Annotated in this window: 19 protein-coding genes; 6 read left to right on the top strand and 13 right to left on the bottom strand. The window is 59.9% G+C overall.

The features are described from left to right. Nucleotides 1-5: 5 nt before the first annotated feature. The 3 genes from ACWICV_RS04505 to dut are packed head-to-tail and all read right to left on the bottom strand — an operon-like array spanning nt 6 to nt 1,582. A complete protein-coding gene (locus ACWICV_RS04505; protein ID WP_400288232.1) occupies nt 6-380 on the bottom strand; it encodes a hypothetical protein in 375 nt (124 codons plus the stop codon). A 3-nt stretch (nt 381-383) separates the two neighbouring features. Beyond that, complete coding sequence (locus ACWICV_RS04510; protein WP_402741168.1) at nt 384-1,085, bottom strand: DUF3710 domain-containing protein; 702 nt, start codon at nt 1,083-1,085, stop codon at nt 384-386. Between the two features lie 38 nt (nt 1,086-1,123). Continuing rightward, nucleotides 1,124-1,582: a dUTP diphosphatase gene (gene dut / locus ACWICV_RS04515; protein ID WP_400288234.1), complete on the bottom strand. Its 459-nt coding sequence runs from the start codon at nt 1,580-1,582 to the stop codon at nt 1,124-1,126. A 140-nt stretch (nt 1,583-1,722) separates the two neighbouring features. On the opposite strand from dut, the gene ACWICV_RS04520 reads away from it, so the two are divergent. Further along, nucleotides 1,723-2,256, top strand: a complete 534-nt coding sequence (locus tag ACWICV_RS04520; RefSeq protein ID WP_454090682.1) for a DUF3093 domain-containing protein — start codon at nt 1,723-1,725, stop codon at nt 2,254-2,256. Nucleotides 2,257-2,343: 87 nt separating this feature from the next. Here ACWICV_RS04520 and ACWICV_RS04525 read toward each other — a convergent pair whose 3' ends face one another. Further along, nucleotides 2,344-2,643, bottom strand: a complete 300-nt coding sequence (locus ACWICV_RS04525) for a DUF4193 family protein (protein WP_454090681.1) — start codon at nt 2,641-2,643, stop codon at nt 2,344-2,346. Between the two features lie 260 nt (nt 2,644-2,903). Here ACWICV_RS04525 and sepH point away from each other — a divergent pair, with 260 nt between their 5' ends. Next, nucleotides 2,904-3,971, top strand: coding sequence for a septation protein SepH (sepH, locus tag ACWICV_RS04530; protein ID WP_454090680.1), 1,068 nt, complete (start codon nt 2,904-2,906; stop codon nt 3,969-3,971). A gap of 89 nt (nt 3,972-4,060) precedes the next feature. On the opposite strand, the gene ACWICV_RS04535 is transcribed toward sepH, so the two are convergent. The 3 genes from ACWICV_RS04535 to ACWICV_RS04545 are packed head-to-tail and all read right to left on the bottom strand — an operon-like array spanning nt 4,061 to nt 8,547. Beyond that, nucleotides 4,061-5,245 carry an alkaline phosphatase family protein gene (locus ACWICV_RS04535; protein WP_454090679.1) on the bottom strand — a complete coding sequence of 395 codons (1,185 nt, stop codon included), beginning with the start codon at nt 5,243-5,245 and terminating at the stop codon, nt 4,061-4,063. 2 nt (nt 5,246-5,247) lie between these two features. Next, nucleotides 5,248-5,835 (bottom strand): DUF5998 family protein, encoded by a 588-nt coding sequence (locus ACWICV_RS04540; protein ID WP_105656760.1) that lies wholly within the window; start codon nt 5,833-5,835, stop codon nt 5,248-5,250. 51 nt (nt 5,836-5,886) lie between these two features. Continuing rightward, nucleotides 5,887-8,547, bottom strand: coding sequence for a bifunctional acetate--CoA ligase family protein/GNAT family N-acetyltransferase (locus tag ACWICV_RS04545; protein ID WP_400288240.1), 2,661 nt, complete (start codon nt 8,545-8,547; stop codon nt 5,887-5,889). A 98-nt stretch (nt 8,548-8,645) separates the two neighbouring features. Between ACWICV_RS04545 and ACWICV_RS04550 the strand changes: the two genes are divergently transcribed. Next, nucleotides 8,646-11,279: a DNA gyrase/topoisomerase IV subunit A gene (locus ACWICV_RS04550; RefSeq protein WP_454090678.1), complete on the top strand. Its 2,634-nt coding sequence runs from the start codon at nt 8,646-8,648 to the stop codon at nt 11,277-11,279. A gap of 71 nt (nt 11,280-11,350) precedes the next feature. Here ACWICV_RS04550 and cydC read toward each other — a convergent pair whose 3' ends face one another. From cydC to ACWICV_RS04565, 3 genes are read right to left on the bottom strand one after another with little or no spacing between them, the layout of a single operon-like run. Then, a complete protein-coding gene (cydC, locus tag ACWICV_RS04555; protein WP_454090677.1) occupies nt 11,351-14,680 on the bottom strand; it encodes a thiol reductant ABC exporter subunit CydC in 3,330 nt (1,109 codons plus the stop codon). 27 nt (nt 14,681-14,707) lie between these two features. Beyond that, nucleotides 14,708-15,733 carry a cytochrome d ubiquinol oxidase subunit II gene (gene cydB / locus ACWICV_RS04560; protein ID WP_400288245.1) on the bottom strand — a complete coding sequence of 342 codons (1,026 nt, stop codon included), beginning with the start codon at nt 15,731-15,733 and terminating at the stop codon, nt 14,708-14,710. A gap of 24 nt (nt 15,734-15,757) precedes the next feature. Further along, the gene (locus ACWICV_RS04565) at nt 15,758-17,356 is read right to left on the bottom strand and encodes a cytochrome ubiquinol oxidase subunit I (protein WP_454090676.1); all 1,599 of its coding nucleotides are present in this window, start codon (nt 17,354-17,356) and stop codon (nt 15,758-15,760) included. A gap of 397 nt (nt 17,357-17,753) precedes the next feature. On the opposite strand from ACWICV_RS04565, the gene ACWICV_RS04570 reads away from it, so the two are divergent. Further along, nucleotides 17,754-18,125 carry a BlaI/MecI/CopY family transcriptional regulator gene (locus tag ACWICV_RS04570; RefSeq protein ID WP_066144398.1) on the top strand — a complete coding sequence of 124 codons (372 nt, stop codon included), beginning with the start codon at nt 17,754-17,756 and terminating at the stop codon, nt 18,123-18,125. Nucleotides 18,126-18,148: 23 nt separating this feature from the next. Then, a complete protein-coding gene (locus ACWICV_RS04575) occupies nt 18,149-19,111 on the top strand; it encodes a M56 family metallopeptidase (protein WP_454090675.1) in 963 nt (320 codons plus the stop codon). 70 nt (nt 19,112-19,181) lie between these two features. On the opposite strand, the gene ACWICV_RS04580 is transcribed toward ACWICV_RS04575, so the two are convergent. After that, complete coding sequence (locus ACWICV_RS04580; RefSeq protein ID WP_400288247.1) at nt 19,182-21,290, bottom strand: DNA gyrase/topoisomerase IV subunit B; 2,109 nt, start codon at nt 21,288-21,290, stop codon at nt 19,182-19,184. Between the two features lie 221 nt (nt 21,291-21,511). On the opposite strand from ACWICV_RS04580, the gene ACWICV_RS04585 reads away from it, so the two are divergent. Next, nucleotides 21,512-21,736 carry a DUF7455 domain-containing protein gene (locus ACWICV_RS04585; protein ID WP_105656767.1) on the top strand — a complete coding sequence of 75 codons (225 nt, stop codon included), beginning with the start codon at nt 21,512-21,514 and terminating at the stop codon, nt 21,734-21,736. Nucleotides 21,737-21,861: 125 nt separating this feature from the next. On the opposite strand, the gene ACWICV_RS04590 is transcribed toward ACWICV_RS04585, so the two are convergent. Together ACWICV_RS04590 and ACWICV_RS04595 are read right to left on the bottom strand one after the other, a co-directional pair. Further along, nucleotides 21,862-23,073, bottom strand: coding sequence for an RNA polymerase sigma factor (locus tag ACWICV_RS04590; protein WP_400288249.1), 1,212 nt, complete (start codon nt 23,071-23,073; stop codon nt 21,862-21,864). 254 nt (nt 23,074-23,327) lie between these two features. Beyond that, on the bottom strand, nt 23,328-24,431 hold the full coding sequence (locus tag ACWICV_RS04595) for a DUF4192 family protein (protein ID WP_332594677.1): 1,104 nt from the start codon (nt 24,429-24,431) through the stop codon (nt 23,328-23,330). Nucleotides 24,432-24,446 lie beyond the last annotated feature (15 nt).

Here is a 24,446-nt window from a genome sequence, read left to right on the forward strand (position 1 = left end):
GCGGATCACCCGCGGGCCTCCGGCACGATTACGTAGCGCGGATTAAAGATCGTCGGAACTTGATCCACGGGAGCGACCATTCCCGAGTATTCCACCTTCACGCCCGGCTTGATTCCCGGAACGGATTTCTGGCCCATGAACGCCAAACGCACATGCGGTACAGTCCCGCGACGAGCAGACACCGCACCGAGCCGGTCGACCACCACCGCGGTCAGCGTGGGTGCGACGTGTGGCGCGGAATAGCTAACCGATTGGATGTAGCCCGTGTGCTCCACCCTGCCCTTGACAGGCAGCTGTTCCAAGCTGTCCAGCCGCTGGTAGCTGAGCTTTTGGCCCGAGGAGCCAAGCAGCGCAGTGACGGGTTTGTCCTTCAGCGACATGCATTAGCCGATCTGGGTGATCTCTGGTCCGCGTTCTGGACGCTTCAGCTCAGAGTTCTGCTCAGGGTTCTGCTCAGTGCCTGCCGGGCGGGCCTGCGCATTGGCCGGAACACTCAGGGGCAGGAGTTCGGCCGGTGGCAGTGGCTTGTCGCCGCGGTTGACCACGACAGTGCGCAGGATCCCGTCAACGATGCCAGCCGCTTCTTCGTCTCCAATGGCAGCGCCGCCAATGACCGCACGCAGGAACCAGCGGTGGCCGTCGATGCCGACAAAGCGCAGGGCGACATGCCCGGCGCGACCATCAGGCAGCTGCTGCGGCACCTTGGCGAGCAGCTCCTGGCCGTAATCGCCGTCGCGGGTGAAAATTTCGCCGTTCTGGGCGCTGATATCGCTCTTGATCTTGTCGCTGATGCCTGGCCACAGCGACTCGGACTTCGAGGAAGAGAAAGCCATCAGCTGGATACGCGACTCGGCGATCTCCAGCGACACCGCGATGACACGCTTGTTGGACTCTTCAACGTCCATGCGGACCTTCAAGCCTGCTACTGGCTTGATCAGGATCGAGCCGAAGTCAAGGTATTCCTGCGTATTCTCGACCTCGCTGTAGTCGAATGGGCCGTCTTTCGGCTCGGCCTCGCTCTGGCCTGCCTCAGCAGCTGGTGCGTCGACTGGCTGGTCTTGGGCTTTCTTGCGCTTGAAAATCATGGTGTCCTTAGAAAATCTCGTCTTGCACTCAAGGGTACTTACTTGGAGCTGAATCCGCCGGTCGAACCGAACCCGCCAGCACCGCGAGCACTGTCGTCCAGCGAATCGACTTCGATGAACGCTGCTTGCTCGACTTTCTGGATTACCAGCTGGGCGATTCGGTCGCCTCGGCTGACTTCGAAAGACTCAGACGTGTCGGTATTCAGCAAGGTGACCATGATCTCACCACGGTACCCCGCGTCAACAGTACCCGGTGCATTCACAACCGTAATGCCGTGCTTAGCAGCCAAGCCGCTGCGCGGATGCACGAGACCGACATAGCCATGCGGGATGGCCAGCGCAATGCCCGTTGGAATGAGCGCGCGGGCGCCAGGCTCCAGCACCAGCGACTCGCGAGCATGCAAGTCAGCACCGGCATCTGACGGATGCGCGTAGCTGGGAACCGGCAGTTCGGTGTCAAGCATCTTGATGGCAATGGAAATTGATGGCTCACTCATCGGTGTAGGTCTTCCCCCGGAGTTATGTGAAATAGTCACTCGATAGTTTCTCGTGGCTAACTCTATCGCGCGCGCAGGGCAATCCCCTGCCGCCAGCCCCGAGGTCATGGAACCAGGAAATATTGCCTAAACTTGGAACCATGAGTAATTCCAGCCCCGAGGGTTCGAACGTCCTGTACAGCGAAAAGCTCTGGCCATCGGCCAGCACCTGGATTTGGCCGATCATCATTTCCATCACCGCAGGTATCGCAGTAGCACCGATTAACAGCACCCTTGGATGGGTTGCCGGTGGCGTAGTTTTGATTTCACTGGTCGCGGTGTTCCTGCTGCGCGTGCCAGCCATCGAAGTCACCGATGATCTGGTCACCGTTGGCCGTGCCAGCATTGAACGCAAGTACATCGGCAACGTCGTCGGCTACCGTGGCGACGAGGCGTTCAAGCAGCGTGGACAGAAGCTTCACGGCTTGGCCTACATGCTGTTGCGTGGCTGGATCGACGGTGCCGTGCGCATGGAAGTGACCGACGAGCGAGACACCACGCCGTACTGGCTGACTTCCACCCGCAGTCCCGAAGAGCTGGCTGCCGCACTCTCGGGCGTGATGTACGAATTCACAGAGGAAGGCAAAGCCGAAGCAGCCAAGCAGGAGCAGGCAGAAGACGCTTCAGGCGAATAGCATTCACGGCTCCATGGAATAAAGCGATGGCGTCCTGGACCTTCCGGTCCAGGACGCCATCGCTGTCAGAACTGTTGCGTAAGCTTCCTAGCCTTCGCACTCGCTGCAGAATTTCTGCCCGTTTTCTTCACGGGCCAGCTGCGTGCGGTGACGCACCATGAAGCAAGATGCGCAGGTGAACTCGTCTGCCTGCTCCGGCAGGATCTCGATGCTCGCTTCTTCCTGCGATGCTTCGCCGCCGGGCAAAACATATTCCTCAGCCAAGGGTATTTCGGCTTCATCGACCAGGTTGGCCATGGCTGCGGTCTTGCCTGCCTTGAGCTGAGCGATTTCCTTGGCTCGTTCCGCTTCTGACATTGCCACGGGTGCAGCAGATTCATTTGCCATAATCGTTTTTCGCTCTTTCCTGCAGGTCTTCGTCCTAGCCGGCTGCTTCACAAGGTGAAAACTTATACCGGCATAGAAGTATAGCGTTATTCCGGGTCATCCATTCCCGTTCTTGCCACGCTATGCCATGGGCGGAAGGTTCAAGGAGTTACTGCGTGAGGTTGATGACTAATCTTGCGCCACACCCTGCGCGGTGGTAGGAATTCAGGCCTCGAGGTGGCAGAGTTTTACACAGGAAATAGAGCGTGTGGAGGGTAGGAATGCGTCAGCTGAGACTGGTAGGAATTCATGAAAATGGTTCCAGCCTGCAGGTCAGCAGTGACGACGGGATGAGCTTCGAGCTACCTGTTGACGATGCACTGCGCAGTGCAATGGCCGAAATTGCCCGTTCGCGGGCTCCAAGGAACCGTGAGGAGTCCTCGGTCCATTCGCCGCGCGAAATTCAAGCGCGAGTGCGCGCTGGTGCTTCCGCCTACGATCTGTCTCTAGAGTGGGATATCCCAGTCGAGGACATCGTCAAGTACGAAGGTCCGGTCCTGGCTGAGCGCGAGCACATCGCCGAGCTAGCACGTCGTGTCGAGGTCTCAGGACCACAAACCGATGCCGAATACCGCGAAGTATTCGGCGAAGAGCCTGCGGATCTTGGTTCCATGGTGGTCCACCGCCTGCACCAGCTGCACATCGACGCCGACTCGGCTCGATGGAACGCCTGGAAAGATCCAGAAGGCCAATGGATCGTCACCGTGCAGTTCGATTCCCCGCTGCTGACCGAGAATGTCGAGTCCCTGGGCTCGGATTCCACTGAAGCTTCCTCGAACAGTGCGCGGTGGGCATTCACCCCGGCACGCAAGTCGTTGAAAAACCTGAACCGCTGGGCACAAACCTTGAGCGAACAGGTGGCCCCTGAATACTTTCGCCCGGTCTCTGCGCTGAACCAGCCAGAGCCTGAGCCGGCTCCTGCAGCCAGCACCCCGGAACCGGATGAGACCGAAGAACTGGTCACGTTGCTGAACGCTCGTCGTGGGCAGCGCACGAAGGACCAGGATCCGGAGCGCGAGTCACGCTACAACGAGATCATCGAACGCAGCATGAGCAAGTACGACGCCGACGACGAGGACTCGCTGCCGCACCTTCCGCAAGGAATTTCGGCACGCACTTCGCAGCTGGTGGTCGTCACCGATCAGGATGCCGACGGTGCGAACAGCACTGAGGACAAGTCGTCCGAGCAGACTGCCGAGGAGTCCGCTCCGCGCAAGGCCAAGCGGTCTTCGGTTCCCAGCTGGGATGACATCATGTTCGGCAAACGCAAGAAGGACACCGATTCCTGACGCGCCGCCGAGCTAGAGCGCATACGGGTGCGGGAGCAGCATTGATTCAATGCTGCTCCCGCACCCGTATGCGCTTGTTCCGTTGAGCACTAGGTGGTGCGGTGCACCAGCAGCGGGATGAAACGCTCCCCCGCGGTGAGCGATCCGTGCTGCCCTACCATGTCAAACGCCATCGGCGTAACGCGCCGGCCGTCATAGAAAGCGATAGCTTCCGCTGCCAGGATCATCAGATCACCCAGCCGCGCTGCATGCTCTTCGGTAATGGCGCCGAAGTAGCCCAGTTCAATGGCTTCCTCGCGCGTCATCACCCAGGCTTTAGTGCCGTAGGCCTGCTGCCAGGCCTCGCGTACGCGTAACCGGCTAGCCGCGTCGGTCTGCGTGTCGAAGGTTAATTGGACTCCACGAGGTTCGCCGCTGGTCAGCTCCACGCCTTCGATAAGCTCCGGCTGCTGGCTGTAGTCGATGCGTTGGGATGCGGGGATGTCCACCATTCCATGGTCACCGGTAATCAGCACCGTGGTTTCTTCTGGCAGCTTGGACACCAGGTTTTTAATGACGTAATCCAGTTCTTCGAGCGTGTCCCGCCATTGGCTGGAGTCCACGCCGAATTTGTGTCCGGCCTTGTCCAATTCATTGAAGTACGTGTAGACCAGCGAATTGCGGTTCGACTCGAAGATGGTTCGGGTAGCACGCGCACGGGCCGCAGGCTGGTTCGCCGGCACGAATTTGGGGCCGCGCAACGACGCGCGAGTCAGGGCCGACTTGGCGAACATCGGAATAGACACGGTGGCCACGTGGATGCCGTGCTCGGCGACTTTCTGGAAAACGGTCGGGCGAGTCTGCCACGCTTCGGGGTCCAAGTCCCCTGGCCATCCTCCGAGCTGGTTAACTACACGGCGCTTGGCCGGATCGATGACGTCATAGCCAACCATTCCATGTTCACCGGGAGCCAGGCCCGTGGCCAGGCTGCTCAGGGAAGTCGCGGTGGTCGAGGGGAATCCCGTTCCCAGCTTCTGCCCCTTTTCGAACAAGCCGCGCAGAAAGGGTGCATGCCCGAGATGGCTTTTGAGCTGGTTCCAGCCCAGTCCGTCAACCATAATCAGTGCCACACGTTTTGTCGGGGCAAAGCCCAAAGCGTTCTCGTAGCCCGGAACGCCCATTGCAGCGGCTGCCGACGGAAGGATCTCCGACAGCGTAGCTTGGCCGTATTTCGGCGCGTCCGGGATTTTCTGTGCCGGGACAGTCAGGTTGCTGCGTTTCTGTTCCTCGATCATGCTCAGGCGATCGTGGCCAGGCGCAGGCGGACAGCGAATTCCCGGGCCTTGTTCACGGCCTGCTGGCCGTCGGCCTCGGCGCTGACGCGGATGACCAAGTCCTCAGGCTGCGAGGTGCCATTCAGCCCATGGTCGGCATCGCACTGCGGATCGGCGCAGGCGGCAGGGGCCAGATCAATCCGCTTGGTTCCGTTCCAGGACAGTCCAAAGGTCAATTCCTTGACTGGATCAGCGGCCGAGTAATGCTGCGGCTGGTGGTAGACGTAACTGGTGGCAACCGAGGCGATGCGGGCCAGGGAAATCATTTCGACGGAGACCTGCGCCATGACGTCCTTGCCGTGGTCGTCAAGCTGCTGGTCATCGACGTGCACGATGAAAAGCACCTTTTCACTCATCACCATAACGGTGATATGGCGGTGCACTTCGGTATGGTCGAAGTGAGTTTCCAGATGTACATAGTGGTCAAGCACTGGTTGGCCCATCATGGCTTCAGCCAGTACATCCTGGACCATCTGCGGATAAAAACCCGCACGGACCAGATCATGCTGAAGCTCAGCGCCAGGAGTGGTCGAATACGTTGGAGAACTCATGCCCCAATTCTACTCAGTCGCCACAGGCAATTCACGTTTCGGCGATTGCACTCAGTTACGCAATGCCCGGCGGACGCTATCGGTGCGTTGCTCAGCGTTGCTGATCTGGATGTTCACCGCCAGCACGCTCAACGAATCGGTGGCAACGGTGATCGGCGCGAATTTGGCAACGGTCACTTCAGGATGGTTGTCCTTGAACAGCGAAACGCGGGTGATGAAGTCCTTCAGGGCATCAAGATCCACCGCCGGCAATCCCTGGTAGCCGAAGAGCCGCACGCTGCTGCGCGGACGGCGGATGAGCTGTTCCAGGTCATGGGTGGAGAACGGCGCCACGCCGTGGGCCCAATCATCGAGCAGGTTTACCGGATCGCCGCTGAGCCCGAAGGAAATGACTGGACCAAGCAACGGGTCTTCCACGGCCTTGACCACGCAAGCCTGGCCAGCAGGAGCCATGCTCTGCACTTCCAGGGAGTCCACGCCGTAAACCGCCATCAGCGACTTCATATGCGTGAAGTTCGCTTCCAGGCTCTGCTTGTCCGGGATGCTCAAGCGCACGCCGCCCAAGTCCAGGCGTTGGCGCAGATCAGGGTCGTTGGCTTTCAGTGCCACCGGCCAGCCGAATTCTTCGGCCGCCGCAACAGCTTCTTCTGCGGTGTGCACCACCCGATGGGACAGGAACTTGATCCCGTAGAAGTCCAGCAGCTTCTGCACCTGCGCGTCGTCCAATTCCAGCAGGTTGGTCCCCGAGATGGTCTGCACCAATTCATCAAGGTACTCCGCGGCACCGTCCACGTCGATTCCAGCTGGATCCTTCATCGGCTCGTAGGGAACGTCAACCCACTGCTGGTATCCATAGGCCTTGGCCAGGGCGCCGATGACGGTGGTTGGCGAGGTGTATACCGGAATCCCCTGCTTCAGGCCGCCAGTAATTTTCGTATCCGCCAGGCCCGGAACCAATGCCACCACTGGTTTTGGCTGGCCAATGAACTCCTTGGCGACCTTCAGAACTGCGCTGGTATCCAGCTCCGAGTAGGGCAGGTGCGCCAGCAAGATGGTGTGGACCTGCGGGTCTTCCACCAGTTCCTTGATCCGGGCGCGCAGCACCGGAATGGCCTTGGACTGGCCAATGCTGTAGTCCAGCTCTTCGCTCTGCACGACGGTGTTCAGGTTCCTGTCCTCGGCGACGTCGCACACCACCTCTGCGATGGTCGAGGAGTTGGACAGGATCGCAACGTTCGGGCCCTTCGGCGCAGGGAAGACCGAAAGCAGGGCCGTGACATCCAGCAGCTCTTCTGATGAACGCACGCGAATCACGCCAGACTGGCGAAGAATTGCGTTCATTGCACCTGGTGGCGCTTGGCCTACGCGCACCGAGTGGCCCGGTGGAAGCCGGCGGCCCATCACATCAGATTTAGCCACGATCACAGGCTTGCTGCGGGCCAGACGCCGGGCGATGCGTGCGAACTTGCGTGGGTTGCCAAAGGATTCCAGGTACAACGCGACGACATGGGTACGCGGGTCGTCTTCAAAGAACTGCATCGCGTCGTTGCCGGATACGTCAGCGCGCAGGCCTGCGGAAATGGCGCTGCTGGGGCCAACACCTTGCTGCAAGGCCACACCCTGGATGATTGTGCCCATGGCGGCCGACTGGGTGAAGAATCCGACGTTTCCGGATGGCGGAACGTGGTGGCTTCCGGTGGCATACAGCTTCACCTGCGGGTCAGTATTCATCAGCCCGGCGGAACCCGGCCCGACCACCCGCATGCCGTTGGCACGAGCCAGCGACACAAGTTCACGCTGGGCACTCAACCCTTCCGGAGTTTCGTAGCCGGTGGTCATGATGACCAGGGATTTGACCCCGTGGGTGGCGCAGTCCCCGATGGCTTCCATGACCCCTTCGCGCGGAATGCACAGGAAGGCGACATCCACCGGTCCCGGGATTTCGGTGACCTTCCCATAGGCCACCATGCCGCCCACTTCCAAGGCCGCATCGTTCACCGCATACACGGCACCGGTGTACCCGGATTCCACAATTTGTTCCAGCACGTCGTGCCCCAGCTTGCCCCAGGTGCGGCTGGCTCCGATGACGGCAACGGACCTAGGCGCCAGAAGAGCAGCAACACTGCTCGCCTCGGCGCGATGTTCTCGCGCCTCGGTCACTTCGCGGGACTTCTCGGTGGGACTGATGGAAAATTCGAGCATGACCACGCCGTCTTCAAAATGCCGTGCGACCGCGTACCCGGCATCGGAGAAGACGGTGAGCATCTTCCGGTTCTCTGGAAGTACCTCGGCCGAGAACTTCTCGATGTCGTTTTCACGGGCCGCCGCGGCCAGATGCTCCAAGAGGATCGAGCCGATACCGGTGCCCTGGTATTCGTCCGAGACGTTGAAGGCGACTTCCGCCTCCCGCGGGTCATCCAAGCGGTCGTAGCGGCCGACGCCGATGATCCTTGCGCCACGAACCACTGTGAAGGCGACGCGATTCACATGGTCGACATTGGTGAACCGTTCGAGCTCTTTAGGGGTCAGTGACGACTTATACGTAAAATAGCGTAAGTAGACTGACGTCTCAGACTGCTGCTTGTGCATCTCCTGGAGCGCTTGGGCATCCTGCGGAGTAATTGGCCGCAGGTGTGCAGTTGTCCCATCGCGAAGCACAACATCTGCTTCCCAATGCGCCGGATATGCCGCCGAAAGTTTACGATCCACCATAGGCTTAGGATAGTCGGCAGTTCGGCGTTGCGCCCAGATGCAACACGAAGATTCGGCAGTTCCGGCCCTAAGACAGTAGATGAAGGACGAACAGAGTAATGGCTCGTAAGAAGTCTGAAGAGATTCCAGCGGATTTCGTTGAAAATATCGTCGATATAGACGTCACCAATGAAATGGAATCATCCTTCTTGGAGTATGCCTACTCGGTGATCTACTCCCGCGCGCTTCCCGATGCCCGTGATGGGCTGAAGCCAGTTCAGCGCCGCATCCTCTTCCAGATGGCGCAAATGGGCTTGCGCCCGGAGAAGGGCCATGTCAAGTCCGCCCGCGTGGTCGGCGAAGTGATGGGCAAGCTGCACCCCCATGGCGACACCGCGATCTACGACGCCATGGTCCGCCTGGCCCAGGACTTCTCCCTTCGGCTGCCGTTGATCGATGGCCACGGAAACTTCGGATCGCTCGATGACGGCCCGGCAGCCCCGCGTTACACCGAGGCCCGTCTGGCAGCCTCCGCTGTTGCCATGACCGCTAACCTGGATGAAGACGTCGTGAACTTCGTCCCGAACTACGACAACCAGTTCATGCAGCCCGAAGTGCTGCCGGCAGCATTCCCCAATCTGCTGGTCAATGGCACCACCGGCATTGCCGTGGGCATGGCCACCAACATGGCTCCCCACAATCTGGGCGAAGTTGTCGCTGCTGCGCAACACCTGCTCAAGGAACCCGACGCCACCGTCGAAGAACTCATGAAGTTCATTCCGGGCCCGGATTTGCCCTCGGGCGGCAGCATTACCGGTTTGGACGGCATCAAGGATGCCTACCGCACCGGTCGTGGCTTGTTCCGCACCCGAGCTACCGTGGCCCTGGAGAAGATCTCCGCACGCAAGTCGGGCCTGGTAGTCACCGAACTGCCTTATGGCGTGGGCCCTGAAAAGGTCATCGAGAAGATCAAGGATGGCGTCAACAGCAAGAAGATCTCCGGCATCTCCGATGTTGTCGACCTGACCGACCGGCATCACGGCCTGAAGCTGGTTATCGAGCTGAAGAACGGTTTCAACCCGAACGCTGTCCTGGCCAGCCTGTACAAGTACACCCCGATGGAAGACTCCTTCGGCATCAATAACGTTGCCCTGGTCGACGGCCAGCCACGCACCATGGGGCTGGGCGAGCTGCTCACCGTGTATGTGGACCACCGGCTGGATGTTGTACGCCGTCGCACCGCGCATCGCCTGGCCAAGCGTGAAGACCGATTGCATCTGGTGGAGGGCCTGCTGATTGCCATCGTTGATATTGACGATGTCATTGCCATTATCCGATCCTCCGAGCAGACCGCAGAAGCACGCGAACGCCTGATGACGGTCTTCGACCTGAGCGAGCCGCAGGCCAGCCACATCCTGGAACTGCGGTTGCGCCAGTTGACGAAGTACTCCACGCTGGAACTGGAGACCGAAGCCGAGCAGCTGCGCAATGAAATTGAGGAACTGCGCGCCATTTTGGAGTCCGATGAGCTGCTGCGCACCCTGGTTTCCGATGAGCTCGGGGAAATGGCCGACACTTTCGGCACCCCGCGCCGGACCAAGCTACTGAAGTCTGCTCAGCTGGCCCCGCTGAAAGGCACCGCGTTGCCTGAAGAAGTCGGGACAGGCAAGAAGGCCAAGTTGGCCATGGAAGTCTCCGACAGCCCGTGCTGGGTATTGCTCTCGGCCACGGGGCAGCTCGCCCGGACTCCTGATCGGGACGTCGTGGACTACTCCTCGGCGCGCATCAAGCACGACGTGCTCACCTCGCAGGTTGCCTCCAGCGCCCGTGGTGAGATCGGAGCGCTGACGAGTACCGGACGGATTATTCGCATCTCGCTGATCGATGTTCCGGTGCTTCCCGAATCCCATGGCTTCCCGCAGCTGGCCCACGGCGTGCCGATCTCCGAATTCCTCAAGCTGGGCAAGGGCGAAAGCGCGGTGGCACTGGTTCCGCTGAACCAGGTGATTGCCGTGGGCACCAAGAACGGTGTGGTCAAGCGGGTCACCCCGGACTACCCGCTGAACCGTGACGAGTTCGAGGCGATCACGCTCAAGGACACCGACGTCGTGATTGCCGCGGCGCCGGCCGAGGATGCCGATGAGCTGGTGTTCCTGACCAGGCAGGCTCAGCTGCTGCGTTTCAGCGCTTCGGCGGTGCGTGCCCAGGGCCGCACCGGACAAGGCATGGCCGGTATCAAGCTCGCAGCCGATGACCAGGTGATCTTCTTCGGTGTGGTTCCTGCCGGTGCTGGCGACGCGGTGGTGGCCACGATCGCTGCCGGTTCGCAGACCCTTCCTGGCACCTCGGGCCAGTCGGTGAAGCTCACCGACTTCTCCGAGTTCCCGGCGAAGGGCCGCGCCACCGCGGGCGTGCGCGCTCACCGTTTCGTCAAGGGTGAGGACTACCTGCAGCTAGGCTATGCCGGCCAGGGTCCTGCGCGTGCCAGCTCCACGGCAGGCGTAGTCCGTGCTTTGCCTACCGAATATGGCAAGCGCGATGGTTCGGGCGCGCCTTTGGCCCAGTCAGTGAACATCATTGGCGGAACCATTGCCGGCGGGCACGATGCTCCTGCAGCACCTGCTGCCCAGGACCTCCAGGCAACCGCGCGGCAAGAAGCGTTGATTCCCGAGCCAACCAAGGCAAAAGCGGCCCCGGCCATCACGCCGGGCGAAGACGCGCTGCCTTTCGACGACGGCGGAGTAATCCTCTAATCCAGCAGCGCCAGAACTGAACGCGGCGTCGTTTCCACCTCCTATCCGTGGGTGGAAGCGACGCCGCAGTCCTATGCGCTGACCCTGGGCTTCTGGCTTCCCAGTTCAATGCGGTGGGTGCACTGCCCGGCAAGCATCTGGTCATGGGTGATCAAGACGACGGTTCGTCCGGCAAGGGCGAGATGCAAGGTGGAAAGCAGCTCCTGGGCTTCATCCACCCCCAGATGGGCAGTCGGTTCATCAAGCAAGATGATCTGGTGGCCGCCCACCATGGCACGGGCCACGGCGAGCTTGCACCGCTGACCGCCGGAGAGCTGGTGCCCGCCGGAACCGATGCGTGCCTCGAGGCCTTCTGGCTGTGTTGCCAACCAGTCCGACAGCCCGACTTGCTCCAGCACTTCTTCCAGCTGCGCATCGCTGCGCAGCTGGCCTTCAGTGACGCCCAGCATCAGGTTCCGGCGAATCGAGGAGTCGAAGAGGTGCGCCTCTTGCGGGCACCAGGCAACCGATGACAGGTCTGCCTGCTCTAGATCCAGCAGGTTCCCGCGGGCATCGATGCCCTTCAACGTGCCCGACTGCGCTGGCAACGCGCCCAGCAACGCGGTGAGCAACGTCGATTTGCCAGAACCCGATGGACCGGTAATGGCCGTCCATTGCCCTGCCGGGATGCGGGCGTTCAGATTCTGCAGAACTGGCGTTCCCTGCTCGTACCCGAGGCTCAGCGCTTGCGCATCGAAGCCGGCGATCCTGCTTTGCTTCACCGGCGGGTTGTGCTGCGCTGCTCGCGCGCCGTGGCTTTGCATGCCGCGTTCTTCCAGCTTCGATGACAGTACCTTCAGCGCCCGCCCCTGCTGCACCGCCAGCAGGGCATTGCCAGCGCTCTCCCCCAAGGCCAGGCCCAGGAGCACGGCCAGTGCCGTAAACGATGCGCTGCTGTGCGATAGCGCGGTGATGGCAATGGCAAGCAATACGCTGGTCAACGTGGCCAGGGCCGTGGCGCTGCCTTGGCCCAGGGCATGCCGGCGAGCGCGCTGCGTATTGCGTGCTTCGGCGTCCTGGAACCGGCCAATGGTCCGTTCCATGGCCTGATTGCTGCGCAGTGCGGACTTGTGCCGCAAGATGCCCAGCACGCTCTGGTTCATCTGCATCCGGTGGCTGAGCTGATGCACGAGGTGTTCGCCTTCAATGCGCTCCACAAGCCAACGCACCGGGAAGACCAGCACCAGCAGCGCACCGAGGGCCAGATATCCGAATTCGGGCTGGATGAAGTACAAGGCCGTTGCTGCTGCAACCCACACTACGATTGCCTGCAGCGGCGGGAACAGCACCCGGGCCAATAGGTCGCGCAGTTCATCGACCTCGGCCAGCAAGAATCGCAGGATGACCGAGGAACGGGTCAGCAAGCCCCACTGTGCGGGGTTGGCCACCATCGCGTTCCACATCTTCTCGCGCAAATCCGAGGCATAGGCCAGCACCGCGTCGTGAATCGCGAGCTGTTCCAGGTAGCGGAAGGCAGCTCGTCCGATTCCCAGGCCTCGGACCATCGCGAAGGCTACGGTCAGGTGCAAGATGGGAGGCTGGTAGCTGGCTTCAACGATCAGCCAACCGCTCAGGGCCGCGAGCGCCACGGCGCATAGCACGCTGACTGTCCCCCAGAGCACGCCCTTGGGGGCAGCTTTGTACCCGGCAAGCAAGTCGCGCATCGGGGTGAACTTGGACTTCACCGGCCGTTGGCCAGTGGCGCCAGGCTGCGTTGCCGCGGTGGCTCGCGACCGGTTGCCTGCGGATTCTTCACGGTGGGCAGGGCCAGCACCATGCGCTATGCTGCCCGCACGTTCGTCCTGCCCGAAGGCGGGGTCGTGGCTGGCGACCAGCATCGCGCAGCGGGCTGGAAGTTCACTCAGCAGTTCGCGTACTTGCTGGGCGTTGCGCTCATCGAGGTGCGCGGTAGGCTCATCGGCCAGCAGCACGGTGCAGTGGTCGTCGCTGTGAACCCGCAGCAACGCGCGCAGCACTTCCAGGCGGCGCAGCTCGCCGGGTGAATATTCACCGATCGGGCGCTCGAGCATGGACTCCATCGATAGCCGGGAGCTGAGCTCTCGGCGCAGTTCAGCCGATGCCGCGGGGGCGTCCTGGTCCAGTTGCCCGTTGCCGGTTGCTGCGTTGAATTGCGGATGCTGGCTAATCACTGCAAGCTGGCCGGCTATGAAGACCCGCCCGGTGGCCAAGACCGGATCGAAGGTGTTGTCGCTGCTGTGCGCCTCGGCGATCAGCTTGAGCAGCGTGCTCTTGCCCGAACCGCTGGCAGTGGACAATACCAGGCGCTCCCCCGCGCGCAACTGAATATTCACGGCTTGGTGGATTGGATGCATGCCATCGTAGCTGATCCGCAGGTCCGCGACGTCCAGGACGCTATCTGCGTTCCTGGCCGTGCTGGCACGAAGCTGATGGACCGGGGTGGCAGCGGTGATGGCTGTGTACTTCAGGTAGGCAGCCAGCCCGTCATCGGCCGCATGGTAGGCAGAGCCCACTTCGCGCAGTGCCGAGAACAGCTCGGGTGCCAGAATGAGGATTATCAGCCCGGCGGCGAGATCCATATTCCCGCTGACCAGTCTCACGCCGATCATCACCGCGAGTACCGCCACCGAAAGGGTTGCGATCAGTTCCAGCCAGAAGCTGGACATGAATACGGTTTTCAGGTTGGCCATGGTGGCCGCCCGGTATTTGCTGCTGACGGCGGCGATGGCGCTGCCGTGCGCCCGTGCCCGGCCCAAGCCCAGCAGTGCGGGCAAACCCTGGGCGAGTTCGTAGAGCTGGTGGGCAAGCCGATCCAAGGTGGCTTGGGATTCGCTGAGGGTGTCCTGGGTGTGCATGCCGATCAATGCCATGAACACCGGCACCAGCGGGATCGTCAGGAGCAGCACCACCGCGCTGGTCCAGTCCAGCTGCAGAATGTAGAGGCCAAGCAGCAGCGGGACGGCCAGGGCGCCGATGAGCGCAGGAATGAATTTGGTGAAGTAGTCATCGAGCTTCTCAAGGCCATGGCTGGCCAAGGTGGCGGTGACCGGTATGGAATGCTGTTCCGCCGCGGGGACGATGGCTGGTTGCGCGGCTTGCCTGCGCACCAGGTTCAGCCGTAGCCGTTCCTTCGCGCCCAGGCCCATGCGGCGGGCGCCGGCGTTCAATCCCCATGCGCTGAGCGCTCGAAGCGCGGCGCCGGCCAGGGCCAGGATCAGCAGGTGCGATCCATTGGCGCCTCCAGCGGCCATGGTGGCGATCCATTGGCCCAGCGCGTAGGCGACGAATACCAGCCCGACGACTTTGAGCGCGGAGAACAGCGCCAAAACCAGGAATTGTCGTGGCGTGATCAGTTCACGCGGCAGGAATCGCGGGGCTGGCATTACTACTTCTTTCCCTCGGAAATGCGGTTACTTGATGATGGAGACGACTCGATGAGTTTCTGGAATGTGCTCTTCGCGCAAGCGCTTGCGGAAGACCCAGTAGCTCCAGGCCTGGTACGCCAAGACCATTGGCACGCCGAAGGCGGCCACGACGCTCATGAGCTTCAGGGTGTAGGCAGTGCTGGACGCATTAGCCACGGTCAGGTCGAAGGCCGGGTCGATGGTCGATGGCAGCACTACCGGGTAAGCGGCGGTGAAGATCGCTGCGACCCCGGCGAGCAAGGTAGCGCCCAGAGCGATGAAGGAGAGTCCCTCGCGCCCAGCGCGGCCGCTGGCTATCGAAATAGCCAGGCAGACCCCTGCCAGGCCCAACACCGCCCAGGCGATGGTGGAATCGTTGTCCAGCAACACCAGCAGGACCCACGCGACTAAGGGCAGGATTGCTAGCGGCATCCAGCGGCCTACGAGCTTTCCTGCTTCATGGCGGACCTTTCCGTCGGTTTTCAACCGCAGGAATGCCAACGCATGGATCCAGCAGAACGCCACCACTGCTGCGCCGCCGAGGACGGCATGCCAGTTCAGCCACGCGAAGGCCCCGCCGATTCGGTCGCCGTTCTCGTTCAAAGGCAGACCCAAGGTGGTCAATGCCAGCATGGCACCGACGCCGAAGGCGGCCACCAGCGATCCGATCCCCAAGGCCAGGTCCCAGGCTTTCCGGGTTGCTGCGGTAATCGCCTTGCCTCGGTACTCAATGGCAACGGCACGGAAAATCAACGCCAGCAGGACAAAGGTCAGCGGAATGTAGAGGGCCGAGAACAGCGAGGCGTACCAGTGCGGAAACGCTGCGAAGGTCGCACCGCCGGCGGTCAGCAGCCATACCTCATTGCCATCCCAGACCGGGCCGATGGTATTGAGCAAGAGCCGCTTGCGCTTCTCGGTGGAACGGCCGAGACCGATGAGCATGCCCACCCCGAGGTCAAAGCCTTCGAGGAAGAGATAGCCGCACCAGAGCAGCGCGATCACGATGAACCAAAGTGTTGGAAGCCAATCCATTGATGTTCTCCTTAGTCCGTGCCACTAGTAGGCGAAGGCCAGTACGTCGTCGTCATCGTTGCCCGGGCCCGATGGGCCGTCCGCTGGTGAATGATCTGACGGTTCAAGCTCTGGCATTGCCGATGCCACGCCGCCACGAATGTAGCGACTGAGCAGCACCAGCTCCACGACCAGCAGCACACCGTAGATTGTCGTGAGCGCGATCAGCGAGAAGAGCAGTTCTCCTGCGCTCACTGTCGGAGAGACCGATGCTGCGGTGTACATGAACACCTGGTCCACGCCACCCATCTGCGGGTTGGGGACTACAGTGAATGGCTGCCGGCCCATTTCGGTGAAAATCCAGCCAGTGGCGTTTGCGCCGAAGGGTGCGGCAATGCCTAGCAGGGCAAGGCGCGAGAGCCATTTGGTTTCTGGGACGGTGCCCTTGCGGGTGATCCATAGCGCAATGCCTGCAGCCAATGCCGAGAGCCCGCCGAGGGTGATCATCAAGCGGAAGCCCCAGTAGGTCACTTCCATCACTGGCAGGTAGTTGATTTCCTGGCCTGCGTACTTGCCGAAGGATTCATCATTCGGATAGTACTTGCCGTATTTTTCCTGGTATTCCGGAATCAGCGTGTTCACGCCCTTGATTTCGGTGGTGAAATCCCCATTGGCCAGATACGAGAGAATGCCCGGGATTTCGAAGACCGCTACGACGTTGTCGCAGTTGGTTGAACCCTTGGCTGTGATATCTCCCAAGGACAGCACCGAGAAGCCTGTTCCATCATGGCAAGCTGCCTCCGCAGCAGCCATTTTCATCGGCTGCTGCTCGAACATGAGCTTTGCTTGTTCGTGCCCGCTCAGTGCCACACCGAGGAACGCGACCATTGCTACCGCTGCGCCGATGCGCAGGGACTTGAACCAGACTTGGTAGTCCACCTTGTCACGGCTTTTACCGCGGCTGGGATCTTCGCCCACGACAACATATCCGTTGGCATCCACCGTGTCGATGCCTTCTTTGCGTCGGCGGTAGAGATGGAACCATGAGATACCCAGCAGGAAGCCGCCGGCAACGGCGAAGGCGCCGAAAATAGTGTGCGGGAACGTCACTAGCGCGGTGTTGTTGGTGAACACCGCCCATGCGTCGGTCATCACGGCTCGGCCGTCAACTATTTTCGTTCCAACCGGGTGCTGCATCCATGAGTTCGCAACAAGGATGAAGTACGCGGAAAAGATCGTTGCCAGGGATGCGCACCAGATGGTTGCCAGGTGCACGCGTTTGGGAAGCTTCTTCCAGCCGAAGATCCAGAGCCCCAGGAATGTAGATTCTACGAAAAAGGCCAGCAGTGCTTCCATGGCCAACGGCGCTCCGAATACGTCCCCTACATAGCGGCTGTATTCGCTCCAAGCCATGCCGAACTGGAACTCTTGGACAATGCCCGTGGCGATGCCCATGATGAAGTTAATCAGGAAAAGCTTGCCCCAGAATTTTGTCATTCGCAGCCAGTGCTCGTTGCCGGTGCGATGCCACATGGTTTGCAGCGTGGCCACGGTCAGGCCTAGTCCAATGGTCAGGGGCACCATCAGGAAGTGGTAGACCGTCGTAATGCCGAATTGCCAGCGGGCAATCTCTAGAGCATCCATGGATTCCTCAACTATCGTGGGATCGAAGTTCAATCACTTTTCTACGCTCCGTAGAAAAGTTCTCCAAGGCCACCATAGACGATTTCGACAGCGTGTAGAAATCGAGCCGATGAGCAATTTCCGAAACTGGAAACTTCGCCAGCGCGCACGTGGGCGCAAATATTAAGCCTATTGACAGGGTTGTGTCTACGGTTCTTAAAAAACCCAAGTCAACAAGTTTCACCCGCCACATTCTCGCAACTCATGGCGAAACGGGTAAAGCATGTACTCACCCCTCTCTTTTACATGCCGTAGAAATATTGTGGAAAGATGGCTACAATTAAGAACCCAAGCAGTGTGCCTGCACTCCATGAGTCAAGCAACCGCGTCAAAACTAATGCAAGTGAGGTACGACCTAGTGGCCAGCCTTGGCGATCTGGAACGCTCCGTCATGGATCTTCTGTGGGATTCTGCAGAACCACTCACCGCGAATGACCTTCGTGATGACTTGGCGGCGCTTGGCACCGACGCGAAAGAACTCGCAGTCACTACGGTGCTGACTGTGCTAGCCCGTCTCGAAAAGAAGGGTTTGGTAGAGCGCGAGCGCACTACCCGCCCTCACCGGTACGCAGCTTCATCCTCCCGTGAGGATCACACCGTTGGACTGCTCAACGACGCCCTGGGCACCGCCCAGGACCGTGAAGCAGTCCTGGCACGATTCATCGGAGGCATCTCCCCCGACGAGGCAGCATCCCTGCGTGCTATCTTGGACTCAGTAAAGTCCGCATAATTTAGAAGAACTTCGGGGACTGAGTGCTTCTCACCTCATATTTCCTAGCGGCGTTGGCTATCGCATTGGCGTGGCCGACGCCGTTGGCTTTATCCAAGGCTAAATGGACCGCCCGCTCACCAGTGCAAGCGGTACTCCTTTGGCAAGCCATCGCATTAGGCGGTGGACTTTCCATGATCGGCTCGATGCTTGTCTGGGGCTTGGCCCCATTGGGCGATGACCTCATCTCCGCGCTTCATGGCGGCTGGCTCCTGATAATGGGAGATCCCAGTGTGCCCGACCCCGGCGAAGTGCACCTGTTCGCCTTGAGCGCAGCACTGCTCTTCGGATTTCACCTGGTATTAACCCTCATACGAGCGGCTTGGCGCATCTCTCGCCAACGAGCCAAGCACCGGCATCTGCTGCGCCTCTTGAGCAACCCGTCCCAGACGCGGCCAAATACCCTAGTGATTGATCACGACATGCCAGTTGCATATTGCGTGCCGGGGATTTCGCAATCGGTGACCGTGCTATCGCGCGGATTGCTCACCCAGCTCTCTGCCGAAGAGCAGCAGGCGGTTATTGCCCATGAACGCTCCCATTTGGATCAACGGCATGATCTGCTGATCCTGGCATTCACGGCGTGGCACGAAGCGTTGCCTTGGCTACCGACTTCACGCCTTGCCTTCGATGCAGTGCGCCAACTGATAGAAATGCTCGCCGACGACAAAGCACTGGAAAAGGTCAATAGGCACACGTTGCTCAAAGCCATTGTCACTGTCGCCACCGCCGCAGCAATGGATGATTCGTCGTCAAAGAATCATTCGTCCAGTGCCGGCCTAGTTGGCATGCCAGATGGTGAAGTCTCCTCCCGCCGGCTGCAACGCTTGCTCTCCCCGCAGGATCCGCTGGGCCGCCCGCAGCGCGCACTAGTGCTCCTGAGCACCATCATGTTGCTGATCTGCCCGACAGTCCTGCTCATCGCACCGCGGTTGCTGGACTGGTAGCACTCTCTTGGCGCAAACAGCGAAGTCCCTGGACCCCGTTAGGGCCAGGGACTTCGCCGTTTGCATTGCTCTAGACGTCGATACGATCTCGTTCAAGATCGTCGGCGCCGTCGATAATGAACTTCTTGCGAGGCGCTACGTCGGAGCCCATCAGCAGATCAAAGACCTCCTCGGCTGCCTGCGCATGCTCGATGCCGACACGGCGCAGCATACGATGACGCAGGTCCATGGTGGTTTCAGCCAGCTGGTCCGCGTCCATTTCGCCTAGGCCCTTATAGCGCTGGATCGGCTCCTTGTAGCGTCGGCCTTCCTTCTCCAAGTTGGCCAGCAGCTTGGTCATTTCCGCCTCAGAGTAGGTGTAGATAACCTCATTCTGCTTCGACCCCGGATTGATCACCTCAATGCGGTGCAGCGGCGGAACCGCTGCATAGACGCGACCGTGCTCGATCATGGGACGCATGTAACGATAGAACAACGTCAACAGCAATGTCCGAATGTGCGCACCGTCAACATCAGCATCAGTCATCAAGATGATCTTGCCGTATCGGGCTTGCTCAATGTCGAAGCTGCGCCCCGAACCGGCCCCAATCACCTGGATCATCGCTGCGCACTCCGCGTTCGAGAGCATGTCCGAAATCGAGGCTTTTTGCACGTTGAGGATCTTGCCTCGAATTGGCAGCAGCGCCTGGTACTCGCTGGAGCGCGCGAGACGGGCAGTGCCCAATGCGCTGTCGCCCTCGACGATGAACAGTTCAGACTTTCCAACTTCCTTGCTGCGGCAATCGAGCAGTTTGGTTGGCAGCGAAGAAGACTCCAAAGCGGTCTTGCGACGCTGGGTTTCCTTGTGCATACGTGCCGACACGCGAGATTTCATCTCGTTGACGACCTTCTCCAGCAGCGTGGACGCTTCAGCCTTCTCGTTGCGCTTATTGGATCCCAGTCGGTCGTTGAGTGCCTTCTCCAGCACCTTGGAAACAATCTGGCGCACCTGCGGTGTACCCAAAATTTCCTTGGTCTGCCCTTCGAACTGCGGCTCTGCCAGTCGGACGGTCAGCACGGCAGTCATGCCCGCCAGCACGTCGTCCTTCTCCAGCTTGTCCTTCTGGCCGAACTTGAGCTTCCGCGCATTGGCCTCCACGTTCTTGCGGAAGGACTTGAGCATGGCCTGTTCGAAGCCGGCAGTATGCGTACCGCCCTTGGGGGTCGCAATGATATTCACGAAGCTGCGCAGCGAGGTTTCGTAGCCGATTCCCCAACGCACCGCGACGTCAACTTCGCAGACACGCTGCACATCTTCAATATGGCTGCGACCACTGCCATCGATGACCGGAACCTTTTCATGGAACGATCCGCTGCCATGGAAACGCCAGATGTCCGTGACCGGCGAGTCGCTGCTCAGATATTCGACGAACTCGCTGATGCCGCCATCATGCTGGAACACTTCCTCATGAGGCCCGTCCGCACCCGGGGTATCCGGTAATCCACGTTCATCGCGCAGGGTGATGCGCAACCCAGGAACCAAGAAGGAGGTCTGGCGCGCTCGATCCTGCAAATCCTTATAGGAGAACTTCGCATCCGGGGTGAAGATATGGTTATCCGCCCAGTAGCGAATGCGCGTTCCAGTCACGCCCCGCTTGGCTTTGCCGATAACGCCCGGAGCCGTCGCCGTCTCATGAGCCTTGAAAGAAGCGTCCGCTTTCTTGCGGCCCTTATCGGTAAATTTGCCTGGCTCTCCACGACGGAACTGCAGGCCGTAGGTCTTGCCACCGCGGTCAACTTCGACGTCCAAACGGGCCGACAAGGCGTTGACGACCGAGGCGCCCACGCCGTGCAGACCGCCCGAAGCACTGTAGGAGCCACCACCGAACTTGCCGCCGGCGTGCAGCTTGGTGAAGACAACTTCCAAACCGCTCAAGCCTGTCTTGGGTTCAACATCGACAGGAATGCCGCGGCCGTCATCCTGGACTTCAACGGAGCCGTCAGAGTGCAAGATGACGTCAATTGCCTGGCCGAAACCGCCCAGCGCTTCGTCAACTGAGTTATCGATGATCTCCCAGAGGCAATGCATCAAGCCACGGGAGTCGGTGGAGCCGATGTACATGCCTGGGCGCTTACGAACCGCTTCCAGGCCTTCCAAGACCGAAAGGTGCCGGGCGCTGTAATTGTCGGATGAAGCCACTGAGCTGTTGTCTCCTACTTGCATGAGAAAGTACGTCTTATTCCATATTCTAATCGTTAATGTGTTCGAATACCCGCTATTTTCCGGTGCTGCCCAGCACGCCGGTCCCCTATGACCTTATCCACATGCGCTACGCGGTGAGCGAAAGAACAGGCAAATCGGGATAAAGTCGGAGCCCAAGCTGGTTGTATAGAGTAACCATCAACTTTAGGAGGCTGGCAATGACTACTACGACCGCTAGTCGTGAACTGAACGCCCTCGACCGGTGCGACCGCTGCGGCGCACAGGCCTACGTGCGAGCCGTGCTGGCTTCGACAGGCGGTGAGTTGCTCTTCTGCGCTCACCATGCCCGCGATGTAGAACCAAAACTGCGTCCGCAGACTTCGGTCTGGCAGGATGAGTCCTCGCGACTCTATGAAAAGCCCAAGGTGGACGCCAACGACTAAACTCGTGGCCAGCCACTAATTCGAGAAGGTGACCCAATTCTGGGTCACCTTCTTCTTGCATTAACGGCAAATAAAAATGTGGCCAGCAGTTCAATGAATGAACTACTGGCCACATCCTCAGATTCTTAGTCTAGGTAATCGCGCAGTACCTGGGAACGCGATGGGTGACGAAGCTTGGACATCGTCTTGGACTCGATCTGGCGAATGCGTTCACGAGTCACACCGTAGACCTTGCCGATTTCATCCAAGGTCTTAGGCTGGCCATCGGTCAGGCCGAAGCGCATGGCCACCACACCTGCTTCACGCTCTGAGAGCGTGTCGAGCACCGAGTGGAGCTGCTCCTGCAACAAGGTGAACGAAACTGCATCGGCTGGGACTACTGCTTCCGAGTCTTCAATGAGGTCACCGAATTCGGAGTCGCCGTCTTCACCCAATGGGGTGTGCAAGGAAATTGGTTCGCGACCATACTTCTGGACTTCGACAACCTTTTCAGGGGTCATGTCCAATTCCTTGGCCAGCTCTTCTGGGGTTGGTTCGCGGCCCAGGTCCTGGAGCATCTGGCGCTGGACACGTGCCAGCTTGTTGATGACTTCAACCATGTGCACTGGAATACGTATGGTACGTGCCTGGTCAGCCATGGCACGGGTAATTGCCTGGCGGATCCACCAGGTGGCGTAGGTCGAGAACTTGAAGCCCTTGGTGTAGTCGAATTTCTCCACTGCACGGATCAGGCCAAGGTTGCCTTCCTGGATCAGGTCCAGGAACAGCATGCCGCGGCCGGTGTAGCGCTTGGCCAGCGAAACTACGAGGCGAAGGTTGGCTTCCAGCAAGTGGTTCTTGGCGATCTTGCCGTCGTGGATGATCTGCTCATAGTCCCAGCGCAAGCGCTGGTCCATCGAGCCGTCGTCCTTTTCCAACTTGTCAGTTGCGAACAGGCCCGCTTCGATGCGCAGAGCCAAGTCAACTTCCTGCTCAGCGTTCAGCAGCGCGACCTTGCCGATCTGCTTCAGGTAATCCTTGACTGGGTCAGCGGTCGCTCCAGCGACCATGACCTGCTGCTGTGGAGCATCATCGTCACCGGTTGAAAGGGTGAAGCCCTTCGAATCATCCTCAGACTTCGAGTCCTTCGAATCGGTGCCTTGCTCAACATCGTCATCGGCGTCAGCCGACGCTCCGGTTGATTCGTCTTGCGCTGCAGTTTCAGCAGCGACCTTTTTAGTCCGAGGCTTGGCCTTGGTAGCGCGCTTCTTCGCTGCAGGGGCGGCTGCCTCGACCTCGGCCGCTTCAACCTCGGCCTCAGTTGCTTTGCGATTAGCGTTCGTCTCAGAAGATGACACGAATAACCTTTCTAACGATGCGTTCCGGATGCACCTGCCGGTAACACCACTATGACCCTGTCAAGTCCGATGGCGTTTAATCATTGACTAAACACCGAGGGCTGGCACATTGATATCAACGCATCAAGCCCGCCTAATGTTCCCGAAATCCGGAGATTTCAAGACATAGGCAATTCGAACCTAACCGGGTCTGTTGTCCCATTATCCATGAATTGCCGCCAGGACACCACTTGAGACACTCCGGCTGTTGCTGCTCAGCTGAAACTAGCACGCCATGCCCGCAATTGGTCGGTCGCCCATTCTGGCATGATTCCATGGGACATCAGCTTTTGCAGCAGCCTGGCCAGCTCGTAATTCGGGTTTTCCTCGACCGCTCGCCCCAACAGGCACAACGCCATGGATCCCCTGCCTCGCGCCCACTCGATCCACGCAAGAATGCACAGCAGGGCCTGCCGCGCGTTGCCTTCAGCAACGCCGAGCAGGTCTCTGGCGACCAGCCACAACCGGTCAATCCTCTGCCAGTCCGGAGCATGCCAACCACGTCCCAGCAAATAGTTGGTCAATGGCGCGGCGGCAGCTTCGCGATCCCCGCGCATCACGCCGAACAACACATCCAGTGATGCTTCAAGTCCTTGACCAGCCAGGTACGGAAGAAGGTCACGCACGATTTTCACTTCCAAGGAACCCAGTAGCAATGCGGCATGCTCATGCTCATCGTGAATCCAGGCCCGGGCTTCTGGCTCAGCTAGGTCCATGGTCTGCAGCCACGCTTCCAAGCAGTTGACGACGTTGTGCTGCTGATTCGAGATGATCTTCAGGATCTCAGCAGCCTGCGGCCATTGCGGGATTCCGCTACCGTCCCATGGAATATCCAACGGAGCCGACCCGGCGAAGACCAACGACAAATGCGTTTCGTTCGTTTCCACCGGGCGCACGGGCGTCGGCTCTGCATAATCATCGGTCGCGTAGTTCCAGACCACACGATCCTGCCGGCACCAGCTGTGACGCAGCAAGACCTTTTTGCTTGTCAGCCCCTGCTCTAGCTGCGCGACCAGATCCGCGTAGGGAATACCGGAGCCGGCCGACGTTCCTTCGGGCGCATAGACCACCAGAACCACCCCTTGGATATGGGGCATTCGTTCTAGCAGGCTCAGCAGCTGCGCGGTCCACGTCCCGCGCTCTGCAGCCGTGTTTTCCTCGGGCAGATCAACTCGCAAGGTCGCTTCCAGATGGTCCTCGTCTATCAGCATCAGCACGGCCGAATTCTGAGGATAGAAACCTAGGGCATGGGGCACATACGCCAAGATGTCCTCGCAACTGGACAGCGAGAGAGGGTGGCGTTCCGGTGTAGTTGTCATGGCTCCACGGTGCAA

The sequence above is a fragment of the Glutamicibacter sp. NPDC055354 genome, assembly GCF_053644955.1.

Bases quoted from the DNA above. Each gene is read 5' to 3' on its own strand.
- ACWICV_RS04550 (WP_454090678.1), top strand. From the start codon at position 8,646: ATGGCTCGTAAGAAGTCTGAAGAGATTCCAGCGGATTTCGTTGAAAAT.
- ACWICV_RS04585 (WP_105656767.1), top strand. From the start codon at position 21,512: ATGACTACTACGACCGCTAGTCGTGAACTGAACGCCCTCGACCGGTGC.
- cydB (WP_400288245.1), bottom strand. From the start codon at position 15,733: ATGGATTGGCTTCCAACACTTTGGTTCATCGTGATCGCGCTGCTCTGG.
- ACWICV_RS04525 (WP_454090681.1), bottom strand. From the start codon at position 2,643: ATGGCAAATGAATCTGCTGCACCCGTGGCAATGTCAGAAGCGGAACGA.
- ACWICV_RS04520 (WP_454090682.1), top strand. From the start codon at position 1,723: ATGAGTAATTCCAGCCCCGAGGGTTCGAACGTCCTGTACAGCGAAAAG.
- sepH (WP_454090680.1), top strand. From the start codon at position 2,904: ATGCGTCAGCTGAGACTGGTAGGAATTCATGAAAATGGTTCCAGCCTG.
- ACWICV_RS04535 (WP_454090679.1), bottom strand. From the start codon at position 5,245: ATGATCGAGGAACAGAAACGCAGCAACCTGACTGTCCCGGCACAGAAA.
- dut (WP_400288234.1), bottom strand. From the start codon at position 1,582: ATGAGTGAGCCATCAATTTCCATTGCCATCAAGATGCTTGACACCGAA.
- cydC (WP_454090677.1), bottom strand. From the start codon at position 14,680: ATGCCAGCCCCGCGATTCCTGCCGCGTGAACTGATCACGCCACGACAA.
- ACWICV_RS04545 (WP_400288240.1), bottom strand. From the start codon at position 8,547: ATGGTGGATCGTAAACTTTCGGCGGCATATCCGGCGCATTGGGAAGCA.
- ACWICV_RS04565 (WP_454090676.1), bottom strand. From the start codon at position 17,356: ATGGATGCTCTAGAGATTGCCCGCTGGCAATTCGGCATTACGACGGTC.
- ACWICV_RS04540 (WP_105656760.1), bottom strand. From the start codon at position 5,835: ATGAGTTCTCCAACGTATTCGACCACTCCTGGCGCTGAGCTTCAGCAT.
- ACWICV_RS04595 (WP_332594677.1), bottom strand. From the start codon at position 24,431: ATGACAACTACACCGGAACGCCACCCTCTCTCGCTGTCCAGTTGCGAG.
- ACWICV_RS04505 (WP_400288232.1), bottom strand. From the start codon at position 380: ATGTCGCTGAAGGACAAACCCGTCACTGCGCTGCTTGGCTCCTCGGGC.
- ACWICV_RS04510 (WP_402741168.1), bottom strand. From the start codon at position 1,085: ATGATTTTCAAGCGCAAGAAAGCCCAAGACCAGCCAGTCGACGCACCA.